Here is a 16734-nt window from a genome sequence, read left to right on the forward strand (position 1 = left end):
GCAACGACGATACGAGGGATGGAGCGTTGGGGTGATGCGACGATGGCAAAGAGCGCCGTGCTCTTGCCAGAACGCGGCCAAGTAGGAAAATCGGATTGTCCGGTGACGGTTCAGAACTCGTCATTCCCGCGAACGCGGGAATCCACGAACTATCAGCACCAGTTGGCCTATGGATTCCCGCGTTCGCGGGAATGACGATGGGATAGTTTGCTCACAGATGCCCGCTAGCGACCCAATTGCGGACGTTGATCTTTCGTAGGCGCCTTGTTATCTGCGGCGCGTCATCTGGGGAGTAGCCCGCCGCCTTCGGCGGTTCCCTCGCGTCAACATACTCGGCTGAGAGGTCGTGGCGCAGGGGTTCGAAGATTTCCGTTCGGGCAAGACCAATGGCACCTAATTTCCGTCTGGCTGGGCGGGAAATCAGGTGCTGTTGCAGTCTTGAAGCCCGGCCCGGAGATAATCATTGGAAGCTATTCTCACCTCTACCGCAGTCGTTGCGCTGGCCGAAATCGGCGACAAGACAATGTTGCTCGCCATTGTCCTCGCCACCCGGTTTCGCAAACCGTTGCCGATCATTCTCGGCATCCTCGTCGCGACCCTTGCCAATCATGGGATTGCTGCCTTTCTGGGTCAAACGGTTGCAAGCCTGCTCGAGGGGCAGTGGTTCCGCTACGCAGTCGGCATCAGTTTTATTGCCATGGCCCTCTGGACTCTCGTTCCGGACAAGCTCGACGAGAGTGATGAACCCAAGGAACCACGTTTCGGCGCGTTCGTGGCGACGACTATTGCTTTTTTCCTTGTGGAGATTGGCGACAAGACACAGGTCGCAACTATTGCCCTGGGCGCACAGTTCCAAAGTGTGGTGCACGTCACTCTGGGAACAACGCTGGGCATGATGCTCGCCAACGTGCCCGCAGTCTATTTCGGCAATGTTATCGTTGAACGCGTATCGCTCAAGGTCGTCCGGATCGTGGCGGCGTTTTTGTTTCTGGCTATTGGCGCATGGGTTGTGTGGGAGGCAGCTGGTCTATGACCGCTATCCACCCAATTTCGGCCATTCCCAACCCCGCAGAAGCAAAGGGCCGGAGGATTGCTCCCCCGGCCCTTCGAAATTTGATTTGGTCGGGAAGGCTTACGCGCCTTCGACTTCCGACAGGGCGACCTTGAGGCCCGGGCCCATCGACGAAGTGACGGTGACCTTGCGGACATACTTGCCCTTGGCGCCGCTCGGCTTGGCCTTCACCACAGCTTCGGTCAGCGCCTTGAAGTTCGCCATCAGCGCCGCATCGTCGAAGCTCAGCTTGCCGATGCCCGAGTGGATGATGCCCTGCTTTTCAACGCGGAATTCAACCTGGCCGCTCTTGGCGTCCTTGACGGCCTGTTCCACGTTCGGCGTGACGGTGCCGAGCTTCGGGTTCGGCATCAGGCCCTTGGGGCCCAGCACCTTGCCGAGGCGGCCGACGACACCCATCATGTCGGGGGTCGCGATCACGCGGTCATAGTTGAGGTTGCCGGCGGCCATGTCGTCCATCAGGTCTTCGGCACCCACCTTGTCGGCACCGGCGGCCAGCGCCTTGTCGGCATTGTCGCCGCGAGCGAACACGGCAACGCGCACGTCCTTGCCGGTGCCCGAAGGCAGCGACACCATGCCGCGCACCATCTGGTCGGCGTGACGCGGGTCAACGCCCAGGTTCATCGCGACTTCGACGGTTTCGTCGAACTTGCCCTTGAACTGGCGCAGCGTAGCGAGCGCCTCTTCAACCGAATACAGCTTCTCGTGGTCGAGATCGGCCAGCAGCTTTTGCTTCTTGGTCGGCTTTGCCATGGTCTTAGCCCTCCACCACTTGAAGGCCCATCGAACGCGCGGAGCCTTCGATGATGCGTGTTGCCATTTCGATGTCGTTGGCGTTGAGGTCAGCCATCTTCATTTCGGCGATTTCGCTCAGCTGCGAACGCTTGATGGTTCCGGCCGAAACCTTGCCCGGCTCCTTCGAGCCTGACTTCAGCTTGGCAGCCTTCTTGATGAGGAAGGTCGCCGGCGGCGTCTTGGTGACGAAGCTGAACGAACGGTCCGCATAGACGGTGATGATCGTCGGGATCGGCATGCCCTTTTCGAGGCTGTCGGTCGCGGCGTTGAACGCCTTGCAGAATTCCATGATGTTCACGCCGCGCTGGCCCAGTGCGGGGCCGATCGGCGGCGAGGGGTTTGCGATGCCCGCGGGCACCTGCAGCTTGATATAGCCAGAAATCTTCTTGGCCATGAGGTCATTCCTTTCACACTGTCGCCGCGGATTGCGATCCTTGGCTCATGTTAAGCGGTCAAACAGGGTACCGAGGCACCCCTTCCGCACGGTTCTCCAAAGCTGTCGCTTTAGGAAGGCGCGCACATAGCGTTTTCGGCGCCAGATGCAAGCGATTCCGCCCGGCGGGCCTGCGGTGGAACTAGCCTGCGGGCGCCGGCTCGAACTCGTGCACAAACAGCCCCTGCCGCCGCGCGTCATACTGTGCCTGCATCGTGCAGGGTTTCGCCTTGCTGCGCTTGCACCAGCCCTGCGCCGACCTTCTCGCCCGGTCACCGCTGTTTTCGACCACTGCGGCATGGTCGGCTCCGAGCAGATAGACCTGCATCACGCCGTTGCCGGTGTAGCCCTGCACCCCGCATTCGCGCTCGGGATTGGCCTTGCCGCATGCCGCGATCGCCATTTCGGCGGCCGCCGCATAGGTGGGTTGGCCGCTGGCGATGTAGAGCTTGCCGTCATAGCCCTCGAGCCCCTTGACCCAGGCCGCGACGAGATAGCTCTTGCGCACTTCCGCGCCGGGAAAACGTTCGCTCGTGTTCGAACCCAGCCGGTGCACCCGCTCGCAGGCGAGGATGGCGTCGCCCCGGCAATCGGCCTGCGCCTTCTTCACCGCGTTCTTGTCATTCGCCCATGCCGAGAACAGCTCGCCGCGGGCATTGCGATAGAATTCCATGTAGGAGTTGGACCATTCGCCGCCGCTCACGCATCCTTCGCCCATCGCGCGGGCGCAGGCAGCGAGCGCCTTCGCAGGCCCTGCATTGTTGGGGCCGGTGTAGCCCCCGTCGACCCAGATGTCCGCAGCGTCGACGTGCCAGGCAAATGCGGCGTGGCTTTGTGCGACGGCAACCGCCTCGCCGCCGTTACCGGGGCAGAGCGGGACATGCGCGCTGGGGTTCGACGTATCCACCGCCACGGGGGTTTCACCCGGGCCGCACATCCGCATCTGCGCCTGCGCGGGAGACGGCGCGAAGGCGAGGCAGCTTGCCATCCCGATCAGCAGGAGAAGGCAATGGCGGAGAAATTGCGGCATGGTGCATCCGTGGTCATCGTCCGGGCAGGACAGGCAAGCGCCCACGCCCACAATGGCGCGTGAAGCCCACCGGCGCGAGCGCCGGCGATGTACTGATGCATCGGAATTCCGGCCGCAGCCGGATTACTTGACCAGTTCGACCTGTTCGAAGTCGAGTTCGACCGGCGTCGCACGGCCGAAGATCGAGACCGAGACCTTGACCTTCGCCTTGTCGAAATCGAGTTCCTCGACCACGCCGTTGAAGCTGGCGAAGGGCCCGTCGAGCACCTTGACCTGGTCGCCAATTTCGTAATCGACGCTGATGTCGCGCTTGGGTGCGGCCTTGGCTTCTTCGACACCGCCGAAATAGCGTGCGGCTTCCTTTTCGCTGATCGGCTGGGGCTTGTTGCCCTGCCCCAGGAAGCCGGTCACCTTCGGAGTGTTCTTGACGAGGTGGTACACGTCGTCGGTCATCTTCAGCTTGGCAAGGACATAGCCGGGCATGAACTTGCGTTCGACCTGCACCTTCTTGCCGCGCTTCACCTCGGTCACGGTTTCGGTCGGGACCTGCACGTCCTCAACCGCATCGCTCAGGCCCAGCCGCTCGGCTTCGGCGATGATCGCATCGCGGACCTTGTTCTCGAAACCCGAATAGGCGTGAATGATATACCAGCGAGCCATGGTGTGTTCCCGTGAATATTGAAGGCGCGGATCAGGCCAGCGACAGCAGCCACTGCACGATCGCACTGAAGACAGTGTCGATGCCAAGGAAGAAGACCGACAGAATCACCATCATGATGAAAACGAAGATCGCGGTGCGGATGGTTTCCTCACGCGTCGGCCACACCACCTTCTTCGTTTCGCTGCGAACCTGGTTCACGAACTCGGCGGGCGATGTCTTGCGCTTCTTTTCATCGGCCATGGTCTGACCTTTCGTCCTCGGTAAATTTCGTTCCCGCCTTCCGGGATCGGTTTCAGGTAGGGTTCTTCGCCGCCCCGAACAAGGTCCGGGAGGGGCAAGGCCTGATTCCAATGTCGGAAGACGATGCCGCATGTAGGACCGGCCCGAACCAAAAGCAAGCGGCGTTAGCGCGGCCGCAACGCAGCCGCCCTGTGCATGCGCGAGCATCGGGGGCTGGCCAAGCGCGCATGTCGTGGCTAGCGTGCGCGGCTTATTAAGGGTTGCTTTTGGGGAAGCCACACATGGCAGTTACAGATTCCGGGTCGGTCGGTCTGATCGATCACGTGACGAATGTTTCCGATTTCATCTGGGGCGGCACGTGGGAAGGGGAACTTGTTCCCTGGCTTTCCATCGGCGGCCAACCGATCCCTCCCATGACGATCATCCTGTTGGGTGTCGGCATGTTCTTCATGATCGGCCTGAAATTCTATCCGCTGCGCCAGCTGGGCAGCGCCTTCAAGGGCCTGTTCGCAGGCCGCAAGGGCCAGGGCGACGGGGAAATCAGCCCCTTTGCCGCGCTCTCGACCGCGCTTTCCGGGCAGGTCGGCACGGGCAACCTCGCCGGTGTCGCCACCGCGATCGCACTGGGTGGGCCAGGCGCGATCTTCTGGATGTGGGTTACCGCGCTGATCGGCATGGCGCTCGCTTTCGCGGAAGGTTCGCTGGCGATCCGCTATCGTGAAAAGACCAGCGACGGCACCTATCGCGGCGGCCCGATGAGCTACATCATGATGGGCCTTGGCCCGAAATGGACCTGGCTCGCGATCGTGTTCTGCCTGGGCACTTTGTTCTCGGCGATGGTCACCGGCAATTCGATCCAGGCCAATGCGGTGGCTGACGGGCTGAACGAATTGTTCGGGATCGAGGAAGCCGTGGGCGGCCTGATCGTGGCGATCCTGGTGTTCATCGTGATCATCGGCGGGATCAAGTCGATCGGCAACGTCGCCGAGAAGGTCGTGCCCTTCATGGCCGGCGCCTATATCGTGATGGCGATCATTGCGCTGATCCTGAACATACAGGACATTCCCGCAACCTTCGGCCTGATCTTCAACGGCGCGTTCAACCCGCAAGCAGCGACCGGCGGCTTCGTGGGCGCGGCAATCGCCCTCGCCATCCGCGCGGGCGTGGCACGCGGGCTGTTCTCTAACGAGGCAGGCCAGGGTTCGACCCCGATCGCCCACGCCGTGGCGCAGACCAGCGACCCGGCGCAGCAGGGCCGCATGGCGATGCTGGGCACCTTCATCGACACGATTGTGATCTGCACCATGACCGCGCTGGTGATCCTGACGGTGGAGGGCAATTTCACCGGCGGCGGCCAACAGGTCATCCATGCGTGGAATTCGGACCTACAGGGCTTCGCCATGACCAGCGGCGCATTTGCGGCAGCCTTCCCGACGCAGATCTTCTCGATCCCGTTGGGCACGCTGGTCGCTTCGACTGCGCTGATCCTGTTCGTGTTCACCACCCTGCTCACCTGGAGCTATTACGGCGAACGCGCGATTACCTTCCTCTACGACCGCGTCCCGGGCTCGACCCGTCGCGGCGAAAAGGTGCTCCACATCATCTGGCGCCTGCTGTGGTGCGTGGTGATCTATGTCGGCTCGACGCAGGACCTCACGCTGGTCTGGCGCCTGGGCGACATTTCCAACGCGGCGATGGCGCTGCCCAACCTGCTGGCCCTGGCCCTGCTTTCGGGCGTGGTGTTCAAGCTGGCGCAGGGCGACAAGACCGCGGGGCAAACCTTCGGTCGCGAAACGCCGGAGGAGCCGAACGAGTACTGACGGCAATCTGAAAAAAGGAAGGGCCGGTCCCACGCGGGGCCGGCCCTTTCATTTTGCCGCCAGCAGTAAATGGCAGGGGTGACAGGATTCGAACCCGTGGCCCTCGGTTTTGGAGACCGATGCTCTACCAGCTGAGCTACACCCCTGCAGGCGACGCAGCCCTCTATAGCCAAGCGTCGCACATGGCAACACGCCAGTTTGGCGCCTGAGCAGAACTATTTGCAATTGGCGATGCGCCCTCCTCGCCTGCTATAGAGCGGCATCATGCATTCTCCCTATCCCGCCCCGATCCCGGCCGAGATGCTGCTGCTGGCCTATCGCAGCGGGATTTTCCCGATGGCGGACCGGCGCGACGACCCGGAGGTGTTCTGGGTCGAGCCGCGCCAGCGCGCGATCCTGCCTTTGGAGCGCTTTCACCTGTCGCGCAGCCTGAGAAAGGCGATCCGGCAAGACCGCTTCACCGTCACGCTCGACCGCGATTTCGCCGCCGTGATCGCCGCCTGCGCGCAGCCGCGCACAGACCATCCGGAAAGCTGGATCAGCGACAGGATCATGGCGAGCTATCGCCAGCTCCACGAACTGGGCCATGCCCATTCGATCGAATGTTGGGACGGCGAGGAACTGGTTGGCGGGCTCTATGGAGTCGCCTTCGACCGGGTATTTTGCGGCGAAAGCATGTTCAGCCGCCGGACCAATGCCAGCAAGGTCGCGCTCGGCTGGCTGGTCGCCCTGATGCGGCGCGCGGGCTACCGCCTGCTCGATTGCCAGTTCATGACCGAGCATTTGCAGTCACTCGGCGCTGTCGAGATCGAGCAGAAGCAATATCTCGAAGGGCTGGCGCGCGCTTTCGGCGATCCCGCCATGAGCCTGCTCGATGCCTATGCCGCGCTGCTACGCGAGGCAGAGGCGGATCACTCGTCGTCGGGGAAGCTCATCGCGCAGTCTTTGACCCACACGTCATAGATCGGGTGTTCGACCACATTCAGGCTGGGCGAGTTCTTGAACAGCCAGCCCGAGAAGATGCGGCGGAAATCCTCCGAGCCGCGATCCTGCACCAGCACTTGCACGAAAGCGCCGGTTTCGCGCTGCATTTCCCACGGCGCGGTGCGCTCGCAAGCCTGCAGGCGGATGATGATGTCGCCAATCCGGCGCGATTCGCCCGGCTTCAGCTCGATATCCTGGCTCGAATTGTTGCGCTTGTTGAGCAGGCCCAGCGTCGCCACCCGATCTTCCATCGGCGTGCCAATTCCCGCGCTGCCCGCTGCGTCAGCCGGTAGCGGGGATGCTGGCGTCGACAAATCCTGCGGCAAATCGGTTTCAACCGGCTTGGGCGCCGGAGGTTCCCCATCGCATGCCGCCAGCGCCATCGCACCGGCTAGGGCCAGGCAGATATGCGGGGCGCGCATGTTCAGCCTTCCGGGCTCCACGCTTCGTAATCCCCGGTCGCGCGCGCGCGCTTGCCGCCGCGCTCGAGCGCACCCTGCGGCCGGTAGGCGGCAGAAGTGCCGGTGGCGTTGGGCGTATAATCGGCTTCCCAGATCCGCGGAGGCGGCAGGCGGCTTTCCGGCACATCGTCGAATGCGCCGTGCAACCATCCGTGCCATTCGCTCGGCACGCGGCTGGCATCGTTATTGCCGTTATAGATCACCCAGCGGCGCTCACGCTCGCCAGCCTTGGGCTTCGAGCGGTAATATTTGTTGCCTTGCGCATCGGTGCCGACGTGCTCGCCCTTGCGCGCGGTGAAGAGCATGGTGCCGATGGTGGCGCCATCCCACCAGGTGAAGATCTTGCTGAAGATACCCATGGCCCGCGCGATTAGCGGATAAGCATGCCCGCGCCAAGCACGAAGCTGACTCTAAGGCAGGGTGTATTCGACCTTGTCACCCGGCGCGATGCCCAATTCGGCTGCCCGGCCCGCGCGCAGTTCGAGCACTGCGCTGGCAATCCCCTCGGAACGGACCGAATCGAGCGAATAGGGTTCGGTATTGGCGGCGATGTTGATGATCCGCCCGTCGACCCCGACGAAGATGATGTCGAGCGAGAGCGGGGTGTTTTTCATCCAGAAGCTGCGCACGTCGGGAATATCGGACGGGAACAGCATTCCTTCGCCATCGCCCAGCTCGGTGCGGAACATCAGCCCGCGCGCCTGGGCTTGCGGAGTGTCGGCCAGCTCGACCCGGAATGGGTGGCTCTTTTGCCCGGACACGACCGACAGGTCGATCACCTGAAGCCCTGAAACCGGATGGCGGCTGGCGGCAGCCGGGGCCGATTCCGCATCGCTCGACCCTTGCCGCGCCGTGGCGTCCGGATTGGGCGAACAGCCGAGCGAAGCGAAGGCCAGCAAGGAGACAAGCCATTTCGATCTCATCAATCCCACTCCTCTGCTTCGCATGCCCAATTCTCGGCATCCTCCACGCTGGCGGCATCCACCAGCGCGCGCGCCGCATCGAAGCCATGGCCCGCCCGGATCATCGCCGCAATCTGTTTCTCGCGCCTTGCGCGATCAAGGCCCTCGTCATCCTCCGCAAGCGCCCCGAACGGGCCGAAGCCGCGTTTGCGCGCCAGAGCGAGCGCGGCGCGGCGCGCGACAGCTTCTTCCGGTGCCGCATCCTCGCGCAATTCCTCGTCGATCCCGGCCGCGCGAAGCGCCTCGTCGACGCGCCTTGCGCCATAGCCCTTGCGCAACAGGCCCGAGGCACGCGTGCGGGCGAAGGCGGCATCGTCGACATATCTCAGCTCGACCATGCGTTCGACGAGGGACGCCACATCGAGCGGTTCCGCCCCTTCCGCCACGCCTCGCTCGCGGATCTTGCGCCGCAAATAGGCCTCCAATTTGGCCGAACTGGTCGCGAACCGCGCCAGATAGGTCAGCGCCAATTCTTCCAGTTTTGCACGGTCGAGCGGTGCCGGGGTGCGACGTTTGCGTGACAAGGTGGTTTGCTTTGCAACCATTTCGCCTTATTCGTGCCACACTCCTTATCAAATGGGAAAGCTGGAATGGGTGCGGACATGGGGAGACTTCCGCATTGGGGACGATTAAAGCGCCATTTTGCGCCACATATAACGGGTATCGCTTAAAAATATGACCGACGCCGCACTCACGCCGACGCCGAACGACTGCCCCTTGCCGCGCAGGCGGTCTGACTTCGCTACGTTCAACGAAGCGATCGACTACGCCGCGCAGAGCGAAAAGGGCCTCAATTTTCACGATATGCGGGGCATGATCGAGCGCCCCTACCCCTATTCCGAGATGCGCAAGGACGCATTGGTCATGGCGCGCCGCATGGTCGCTGCCGGAATTGGCAAGGAAGACCGGGTTGCGCTGATCGCCGAAACCGGCCCCGATTTCGCGGCGCTGTTCTGCGCCTGCGTCTATGTCGGCGCATGGCCCGTGCCGCTGCCGCTGCCGACCACCTTCGGCGGCAAGGAAAGCTATATCGACCAGCTTGCGGTACAGCTGCAAAGCTCCGACCCCAAGATCCTGATCTATCCGGAAGAAATCACCGAGATGGCGCAGGCCGCCGCCGCCAAGCAAGGCTGCCCGAGCGAATCCTGGCAGGATTTCGCCAAGCGCGAAGCGCCCGAATGCGAATTGCCCGAAGCCGATCCGGAAGACATCTGCTATCTGCAATATTCGAGCGGCTCGACCCGTTTCCCGACCGGCGTCGCCGTGACTCACCGTGCCTTGCTCCACAACCTATACGGCCATGCCACTTCGATGGACTTGGGCCAGGGCGACCGAGTGGTCAGCTGGCTGCCGTGGTATCACGACATGGGGCTGGTCGGCTGCTTCCTGTCGCTGATCGCCAACCAGGTGAGCTGCGACTATCTCAAGCCCGATCATTTCGCGCGGCGGCCGCTCGCCTGGCTCGACATGATCAGCCGCAATGAGGGCAAGACGCTCTCCTATTCACCGACCTTCGGCTACGACATCTGCGCCCGCCGCATATCCAGCCAAAGCCATGTGTCCGAACGCTTCGACCTGTCGCGCTGGCGGGTCGCCGGGAATGGCGCGGACATGATCCGCCCCGACGTGATGCAGAATTTCGTCAACGCCTTTGCCGAGGCAGGGTTCAAGGCCAGCGCCTTCACGCCCAGCTACGGCCTCGCGGAAGCGGTTCTGGCGGTGACGGTGATGCCTCCGGGCGAAGGCATCCGCGTCGAATTGGTCGAGGAAGAGCGCCTTTCGGGTTCGGAGCGCAATCTGTCGCGCCCCGCGCGCTATCGCGCGATCGTCAATTGCGGCAAGCCGCTGCCCGACATGGATGTCGAAATCCGCGGCGAAGCCGGCCAGGCCCGGGGCGATCACCAGATCGGCAAGGTGTGGTGCCGCGGCCCCAGCGTGATGCACTCCTATTTCCGCAATCCGGAAGCGACCGAGGATTGCCTCGTCGACGGCTGGCTCGACACTGGCGACATGGGCTATGTCGCGGACGGTTACCTGTTCATCGTCGGCCGCGCGAAGGACATGATCATCATCAACGGCAAGAACCACTGGCCGCAGGATATCGAATGGGCGGTGGAACAATTGCCGGGCTTCAACCATGGCGACATCGCCGCATTCTCGATCGAGATGGAGAATGGCGAGGAAGCGCCCGCCGTGCTGGTGCATTGCCGCGTTTCCGATCCGGAAGAGCGCGTGCGCCTGCGCAACGAGATCGCCGACAAGGTCCGCTCGGTCACGGGAATGAGCTGTATCGTGGAACTGGTGCCGCCGCGCACACTGCCGCGCACCAGCTCGGGCAAGCTCAGCCGCGCCAAGGCGAAGAAGCTCTACCTCTCAGGCGAAATCGAGCCGATCCAGCTGGCGGCCTGAACGCCTGCCAGGGCCGACCTAGTTTGCGGTACTGGCCCAGCGCGCCTGCACCGCGCCGGTCCGCTGCGATGTCGAAGCCAGCGTCACCGTGACGCCTTGTTCCCTAAGTAATTCGGCAGCACGCGCCGCCTGCGCGGAAGGGCCTTCCAGCACTACCGGCGAATCAAGCCGCTGTGCGGCCCAGCCGATAAGCGCCAGAGCGGCCTGACCCGAGTCATCGGGTTCGCCATTGGCGAAGGGGATGGCCGGAAGCGAACGGCGTGGTGGAAGCAGCTCAATGCGCCATTCAGGCTCGGTTGCCGCGATCCGCTGTTCCAGCACACGATAGGTCGAAAGTGCAGCACCATCGAGCGGCTTCGCGCGTACCACTGCCCTGCGCCGCTGGCGGTCAACGATCACATCTTCGTCCGTAACGCCAGCCACAAGGGCAAGCCGCTGGGCCAGCGTCTCTGCACGTTGAATCGCCGCCGCTTCTTCCCTCGCGCGCGATGCCGAGAGTTCGGCCTGCTGCGCCGCCGTGGCACTTGTGCCGACCTGGTACTGTGTAATCGTCAGCTCGACCGGGCGTCCGAGCCGCTCAGTCAAGGCGCGCTCGGTGCGCGATTCGGCGTCGGGCTTCAGCGTGGGGGTCAAGACGGTGGCGCTGACCTTGACCGGCTCGGTCGCGTAGTCGCTTGCAACTTCGCTCAGCCGCGAACGCCCGCCGAAATTTTCCATGATCTCCGAACGGATGATCCGGTCCGCATTATACTCCCAGCCGATCTGGCGAAGCGTGAAGAACAGCGGCACCGCCAGCGCAACGAATACCGCGGCGACAGCCACGTTCTGAAAAAGCGATTGCCGCTCGCTCAGGCTACTGCGGAAGCCATAGAGCCGCGCCATGCCCCATGCGGTCAGCGCGATCGTGATCAGGTTGGTGACGAACAGCAGCAGGGCGCCCGAAAAGACCGTCCAGTTGACCGTCGCCACACCGAAGCCCACCACAGCCAGCGGCGGCATCAAGGCGGTGGCGATCGCCACGCCCACGATCGTGCCTTCGCGCCCTCGGATCATCGCATAGGCGCCGGCCAGCGACGAGAAGAGCGCGATCATCAGGTCAAAGAGATTGGGTCTCGTCCGTGCCGCTATCTCGGGTGTGACCGTCTGTATAGGCGACATGAAAACCACCACTGCGCACAGCATGATCGCCATCAGGCTGCCCCACGCCAGCGAGCGCGCGGATTGCTTGAGCCAATGGTAATCCCCGATCGCCAGAGCGAAGCCCAAACCCATGATCGGCCCCATCAGGGGCGACAGCAACATCGCGCCGATCACCACTGCCGGTGACGACAGCAACAGGCCAAGGATCGCGATGCCGCCCGACATGGCGGTCATGAACAGGTAGCGCTCGGTCAGCCCGCAATCTTCGCGCCGCTTCTCGATAACAGAAGCCTGGTCGACCGTGCCGACCACGTCCTGTCGCCACCAGAGGCGGAAACTGAGAAGGACGCTGGAGAAGTTCGAACTGACGCTGGCGAAGCCTTTTTCGGACGCCGGGCTCTGCTGTGCGGGGGTTTCTGTCAAACTTTCCATCCATCGCAAGTGTTGGCTTTTGGCTTTCTACCTCCTTGTCTCTTCGAACGAAAGCATGGACGTGAGCGCACGATTGCGGCACACTTCTTGAACTTCGTGTCTTAGGGCACTAATACAGTATCAGAAACCGGCTTGTCGCCGCCCCCAGGGAGCTTGAAGACCGACCATGAGCACGCAGGAAACCACCACCAAGACGGCTACCGATTTCGAGCTGTCGCCGCCCGATCCGGTGCCCACTGTCGCGCCGGAAAAGGCAGCCGGGCTCGTGCCTGTGAATGAGGAAAAACGCTCGAAGCTCGATGACAAGGTTGATGCCTTTGTCGCCGACCTGATCGCGGAAGATGCCAATTCGCCTGCTTTCGGCGAAAAGGTCGACCAGATCACGCGCATGGGGCAGGAGCAGATTCGCGCCGCAGCCGCCATGTCGAACCGCTTCCTCGACCGGCCGGTGCGGGCGATGGACAGCGACACCAGCGTAGGCGCGGATCTGGCCGAACTGCGCCGCACGGTCGAAGACCTCGATCCGGGTCGCAAGGGCAAGATGGCAGGCCGCAAGCTGTTCGGCATCATCCCGTTTGGCGGCAAGCTGCAGCGCTATTTCGACAGCTATACCAGCGCACAGGGGCACATCCAGGCCATCCTTGACCGGCTTTCCTCGGGCAAGCGCGAGTTGCATGAAGACAATGCCGCGATCGACGTCGAGCGGCAGAAGCTGTGGGCCGCGATGGGCGAGCTCGAACAGATGATCCACATCGCCAAGACGCTCGACGAAAGGCTCGAAGCCAAGGCCGACGAGATCGAGAGCGTGGACCCGGCCAAAGCCAAGGCGATCCGCGAAAGCGCGCTGTTCTATGTGCGCCAGCGCACGCAGGACCTGCTGACCCAGATGGCGGTGAGCGTGCAGGGCTATCTCGCGCTCGACCTGGTCAAGAAGAACAATGTCGAACTGGTGAAGGGTGTCGACCGCGCCAGCACCACCACCGTGGGCGCGCTGCGTACTGCCGTAACGGTCGCACAGGCGATGACCAACCAGCGGCTCGTGCTGCAGCAGATCACGTCGCTTAACGAAACGACTTCGAACATCATCGATTCGACCAGCACCATGCTGCGCGAGCAGACCGGCAAGATCCACGAACAAGCTGCTTCGAGCACGATCCCGCTCGAAACGCTGCAGCGCGCCTTCCAGAACATCTATGACACGATGGACGAAGTCGACGAATTCAAGGTCAAGGCGCTCGCCAGCATGAAGCAGACGGTCGAAACGCTGTCGCAGGAAGTCGAGAAATCGAAGGGCTATATCGCGCGTGCCGAAGGCCAGGCGCAAGCACAGAAAAAGGCGCTTGAGCCGTCATTGCTGGCGCTGGAGAGCTGATGGCGGATTCCACTCATCAGTCCGACCTGATCCTGAACGCTGCGGGCAAGTCGCTGGCGCTGCAGCGCGATGGCGGCGTGCACCGCCGCCCCTCGATCGGGCGCGGCTCGGCCGAACTCAAGACACAGCATTGGAAGAAGAAACTTGGTCGCATCCTGATTGCCTTCGGGGCGATCTGGACGACAGCGGTAATTGCCGGCCTGATCATCGACGGGATCGGGTTTACCGGCATCATGCTGACGCTGTTCGCCGCGGTGATCGCGGTCGGCCTGTTGGCGAATTACCCCAAGATCAAGGTGCCCAAACGCGCCGACCTGAAGAAAGGCGATGCCAAGGCGATGGTCGCGCGCACCGAGCTGTGGCTTGAGGCGCAGCGCCCCGCCCTGCCCGCGCCGGCGGTCCAGATCGTGGACCAGTTGGGTGTGCAGCTCGATGCACTGGGGCTGCAGTTGCAGAGCATCGACCAGAACGATCCGGCGGTGAACGAAGTGCGCGAGCTGGTGGGCGAGTATATTCCCGAGACGATCGAGAACTATCGCAAGATACCTGCCCACCTGCGCGGCGAAGACCATGCCGGGAAGACTGCGGACGAGCGAGTGACCGAAAGCCTCGGCAAACTCAGCGGTGAAATCGATCGCGTAACGCGCCGCCTGGCCGAAGGCGCGCTCGACGATCTTGCGATCAAGTCCCGCTACCTCGACTACCGTTTCGGAGGCGCCGAAGCGCTGGAGGATCTCAGCAAGTGAGAGTCGCGCTGCCGCACGATCTGGGCCGCGAGGAAGTGCGCCGCCGCCTGAGCGAGCGAAGCCACGAGATCGCCGACCACATGCCCGGTGGGCTGGCCCAGGTCGAAACTGACTGGATTGGCGAAGACAGCATGGCGCTGCATATTTCGGCGATGGGCCAGAACCTCACCGGCCATATCCATGTCGAGGACAGGCAAGTCGTGTTCGAGATCAAGCTGCCGGGGATGCTGTCCTTCGTCGAACCGATGATCGAAAAGGCGATCCGCAAGGACGGCGCGAGGCTGCTGGAAGCGCCGAAATAGAGGTCAGGCAGGGCGCGCCAGCAGGGTGATTGCAGCGGCGGCGAAATCCACTTCATCGATCGACGGCGCGTAGGCGCAAGCGCCCGCTGCCAAAGTGGACGAGCCGATCCGCAATTCCCCCTCAATCGGTAGCGCCAGCAGCGCGTCATCATATGCCGCGCGGATCGCAGCGTCGGGCGCACCGATGATCCGGTCGAGCCGGAAATGCGGCCCATCGACGAGGCACTGGCTACTATCCGATATCCTTTGGCGCATGGCTGACGGATATGGCGCGCGTTGCGCGACGTCGATCGCGCGGTCGAGATGCAATTCGCGCGGGCGGCCATAGTCATATAGGCGGAAGGTAGTGTCGCTGTTCTGTTGGATTTCCACCAGGCTCAGCCCCCCGCCGATCGCGTGGATCGTGCCTGCGGGCAGGTAGAAAAAATCGCCGGGCTGCACTTCATGCCATTCGAGCAAATGCTCGATCGAGCCATCGATTGCCGCGTCGCGCAATTGCTCTTCGCTCGCCGCGTTCCGCAGGCCGATCGCAATTTCCGCGCCGGGATCGGCATCCAGGATAAGCCAGCACTCTTCCTTGCCTTCTTCGCCCTCTCGGGCTTGCGCGTCGGACGGATGGACCTGGACCGAAAGCCTTTCGCTCGTGAACAGGAACTTCACCAGCAGGCTGTCGAGTTCGGGCGGGGGTTCGAACCAGATCTCTCCAATCCGCTGGCCGGCAGGCGCCACGAAGGGCGCAGGAAGCTCGTCACGACCCCAGACCTTCTCCACCGTAAGGGTCGCAAGTGTCCGCGCGAACGTCATTGTTCGCTCGCACCGCGCAGCTTGCCGACATGCGGCGCCGCGTCGCGCGTCGTGACGAGAACCTCGTCGCCGTCGACAATCACGCACACGTCGGAAAGGCCCAGCACTGAAATCCGCGGCCCGTCGCTCACTGCCAACACGCGCTGGCAATCGACCAGTTCGGCATTGGAAGGCGCGTAATTGCCCGCCGGATCGGCCGGAAGCGCATCCTGCAGGCTCGCCCAATTGCCAATGTCGGACCAGCCCATTGCCGCCGGGACCATCGCCGCGCGATCGGTATTCTCCATCACGGCATAGTCGATCGACTCTCCGACAATTGCAGCGAAGGGCTCTGCGGCCGGATGGAAGCGAATGCCTTCGACGCGCCCTTCCGCCACCGAACGCATGACAGCCTCGGCCATGTCTGGACGGTATCGCGCCAGCTCCTCCAGCAGCTTGCCCGCGCGGAACGCGAATATCCCGCCATTCCAGGCATATCCCCCTTCCGCCAGGAATTGCTCGGCAAGCTCGCGCGACGGCTTCTCAACAAAGCGTTCGACCTTGACGCCGCCCGGCAGCGGTTCTCCCGGCTTGATATAGCCGTAGCCGGTTTCGGGCCGATCCGGCGTAATCGCGAGCGAAACCAGCCAATCGCCATGCGCCAGCCCGGCCGCGGCCTTTGCCGCGGCATGGAACGCATTCACATCGGCAATATGGTGATCGCTCGGGCACACCAGCATGATTGCATCGGGATCGAGCCTTGCGGCAGCGAGCGCCACGGCGGGCGCGGTGTTGCGTGCTGCGGGCTCGACGATCAGCGCAGTTGCACCGAGCCCCGGCACCTGCTCCTCGATCAGCGGCGCATGGTCGGCACCCGCGACCAGCGTCGGTGGCGCAAAAAGAGAGGGTTCCGCGCAACGTGCCATTGTCTGCTGGAGCATCGTGCGCCCACCGATCAGCGGGAGGAACGGCTTGGGGTGCGCCTTGCGGCTGCGCGGCCATAGCCGGGTACCGCCGCCGCCACACAGGATAACGGGATAAATCAGTGAGTTCTGGCGATCGGACGACATGGGAATACTCTAACAAAGCCCG

General features: G+C 63.0%; 19 protein-coding genes and 1 tRNA gene. 7 read left to right on the forward strand and 13 right to left on the reverse strand.

The features are described from left to right. Window positions 1-463: 463 nt before the first annotated feature. The gene (locus tag ACUJ47_RS06390; protein WP_445537579.1) at window positions 464-1033 is read left to right on the forward strand and encodes a TMEM165/GDT1 family protein; all 570 of its coding nucleotides are present in this window, start codon (window positions 464-466) and stop codon (window positions 1031-1033) included. Between the two features lie 99 nt (window positions 1034-1132). Here the strand turns inward: ACUJ47_RS06390 and rplA are convergent, their stop codons facing one another. The 5 genes from rplA to secE form a co-directional block, all read right to left on the reverse strand. Next, entirely contained in the window at window positions 1133-1825 is a 693-nt protein-coding gene (gene rplA / locus ACUJ47_RS06395; protein WP_445537580.1) for a 50S ribosomal protein L1, read from the reverse strand. A gap of 4 nt (window positions 1826-1829) precedes the next feature. Then, entirely contained in the window at window positions 1830-2261 is a 432-nt protein-coding gene (gene rplK / locus ACUJ47_RS06400; protein ID WP_445537581.1) for a 50S ribosomal protein L11, read from the reverse strand. A 181-nt stretch (window positions 2262-2442) separates the two neighbouring features. Further along, complete coding sequence (locus ACUJ47_RS06405; protein ID WP_445537582.1) at window positions 2443-3330, reverse strand: hypothetical protein; 888 nt, start codon at window positions 3328-3330, stop codon at window positions 2443-2445. A 123-nt stretch (window positions 3331-3453) separates the two neighbouring features. Then, window positions 3454-3990, reverse strand: a complete 537-nt coding sequence (nusG, locus tag ACUJ47_RS06410) for a transcription termination/antitermination protein NusG (RefSeq protein WP_354144171.1) — start codon at window positions 3988-3990, stop codon at window positions 3454-3456. A 31-nt stretch (window positions 3991-4021) separates the two neighbouring features. Further along, on the reverse strand, window positions 4022-4231 hold the full coding sequence (secE, locus tag ACUJ47_RS06415; protein ID WP_445537583.1) for a preprotein translocase subunit SecE: 210 nt from the start codon (window positions 4229-4231) through the stop codon (window positions 4022-4024). 281 nt (window positions 4232-4512) lie between these two features. Here secE and ACUJ47_RS06420 point away from each other — a divergent pair, with 281 nt between their 5' ends. After that, window positions 4513-6051, forward strand: a complete 1539-nt coding sequence (locus ACUJ47_RS06420; protein ID WP_445537584.1) for an alanine/glycine:cation symporter family protein — start codon at window positions 4513-4515, stop codon at window positions 6049-6051. Between the two features lie 70 nt (window positions 6052-6121). On the opposite strand, the gene ACUJ47_RS06425 is transcribed toward ACUJ47_RS06420, so the two are convergent. Next, a tRNA-Trp gene (locus ACUJ47_RS06425) sits at window positions 6122-6197 on the reverse strand. Window positions 6198-6315: 118 nt separating this feature from the next. Here ACUJ47_RS06425 and aat point away from each other — a divergent pair. Continuing rightward, window positions 6316-7014 (forward strand): leucyl/phenylalanyl-tRNA--protein transferase, encoded by a 699-nt coding sequence (gene aat, locus ACUJ47_RS06430; RefSeq protein ID WP_445537585.1) that lies wholly within the window; start codon window positions 6316-6318, stop codon window positions 7012-7014. Here aat and ACUJ47_RS06435 read toward each other — a convergent pair. The 4 genes from ACUJ47_RS06435 to ACUJ47_RS06450 are packed head-to-tail and all read right to left on the reverse strand — an operon-like array spanning window position 6963 to window position 8982. Continuing rightward, window positions 6963-7457 carry a DUF2155 domain-containing protein gene (locus ACUJ47_RS06435; protein WP_445537586.1) on the reverse strand — a complete coding sequence of 165 codons (495 nt, stop codon included), beginning with the start codon at window positions 7455-7457 and terminating at the stop codon, window positions 6963-6965. The two genes, aat and ACUJ47_RS06435, sit on opposite strands and share 52 nt — an antisense overlap. A gap of 2 nt (window positions 7458-7459) precedes the next feature. Beyond that, the gene (locus ACUJ47_RS06440) at window positions 7460-7855 is read right to left on the reverse strand and encodes an NADH:ubiquinone oxidoreductase subunit NDUFA12 (protein WP_445537587.1); all 396 of its coding nucleotides are present in this window, start codon (window positions 7853-7855) and stop codon (window positions 7460-7462) included. Window positions 7856-7906: 51 nt separating this feature from the next. Next, a complete protein-coding gene (locus ACUJ47_RS06445; RefSeq protein WP_445537588.1) occupies window positions 7907-8419 on the reverse strand; it encodes a DUF192 domain-containing protein in 513 nt (170 codons plus the stop codon). Next, window positions 8419-8982 (reverse strand): regulatory protein RecX, encoded by a 564-nt coding sequence (locus ACUJ47_RS06450; protein ID WP_445537589.1) that lies wholly within the window; start codon window positions 8980-8982, stop codon window positions 8419-8421. Before ACUJ47_RS06450 ends, ACUJ47_RS06445 begins: the two co-directional genes overlap by 1 nt. Window positions 8983-9133: 151 nt before the next feature. On the opposite strand from ACUJ47_RS06450, the gene ACUJ47_RS06455 reads away from it, so the two are divergent. Beyond that, window positions 9134-10867 (forward strand): fatty acyl-AMP ligase, encoded by a 1734-nt coding sequence (locus ACUJ47_RS06455; protein WP_445537590.1) that lies wholly within the window; start codon window positions 9134-9136, stop codon window positions 10865-10867. Window positions 10868-10885: 18 nt separating this feature from the next. On the opposite strand, the gene ACUJ47_RS06460 is transcribed toward ACUJ47_RS06455, so the two are convergent. Then, complete coding sequence (locus tag ACUJ47_RS06460) at window positions 10886-12439, reverse strand: TIGR00341 family protein (protein WP_445537591.1); 1554 nt, start codon at window positions 12437-12439, stop codon at window positions 10886-10888. Between the two features lie 166 nt (window positions 12440-12605). On the opposite strand from ACUJ47_RS06460, the gene ACUJ47_RS06465 reads away from it, so the two are divergent. The 3 genes from ACUJ47_RS06465 to ACUJ47_RS06475 are packed head-to-tail and all read left to right on the forward strand — an operon-like array spanning window position 12606 to window position 14859. Further along, on the forward strand, window positions 12606-13811 hold the full coding sequence (locus ACUJ47_RS06465) for a toxic anion resistance protein (RefSeq protein WP_445537592.1): 1206 nt from the start codon (window positions 12606-12608) through the stop codon (window positions 13809-13811). Further along, window positions 13811-14557 (forward strand): hypothetical protein, encoded by a 747-nt coding sequence (locus tag ACUJ47_RS06470; RefSeq protein WP_445537593.1) that lies wholly within the window; start codon window positions 13811-13813, stop codon window positions 14555-14557. The genes ACUJ47_RS06465 and ACUJ47_RS06470 overlap by 1 nt, the downstream gene beginning before the upstream one ends. Further along, entirely contained in the window at window positions 14554-14859 is a 306-nt protein-coding gene (locus tag ACUJ47_RS06475; protein WP_445537594.1) for a polyhydroxyalkanoic acid system family protein, read from the forward strand. The genes ACUJ47_RS06470 and ACUJ47_RS06475 overlap by 4 nt, the downstream gene beginning before the upstream one ends. 3 nt (window positions 14860-14862) lie before the next feature. Here the strand turns inward: ACUJ47_RS06475 and ACUJ47_RS06480 are convergent, their stop codons facing one another. Together ACUJ47_RS06480 and ACUJ47_RS06485 are read right to left on the reverse strand one after the other, a co-directional pair. Further along, on the reverse strand, window positions 14863-15630 hold the full coding sequence (locus tag ACUJ47_RS06480; RefSeq protein WP_445537595.1) for a class I mannose-6-phosphate isomerase: 768 nt from the start codon (window positions 15628-15630) through the stop codon (window positions 14863-14865). A gap of 29 nt (window positions 15631-15659) precedes the next feature. Beyond that, window positions 15660-16712 (reverse strand): mannose-1-phosphate guanylyltransferase, encoded by a 1053-nt coding sequence (locus ACUJ47_RS06485; RefSeq protein WP_445537596.1) that lies wholly within the window; start codon window positions 16710-16712, stop codon window positions 15660-15662. Window positions 16713-16734: the final 22 nt, after the last annotated feature.

The organism is Altererythrobacter sp. Z27 (assembly GCF_052683155.1).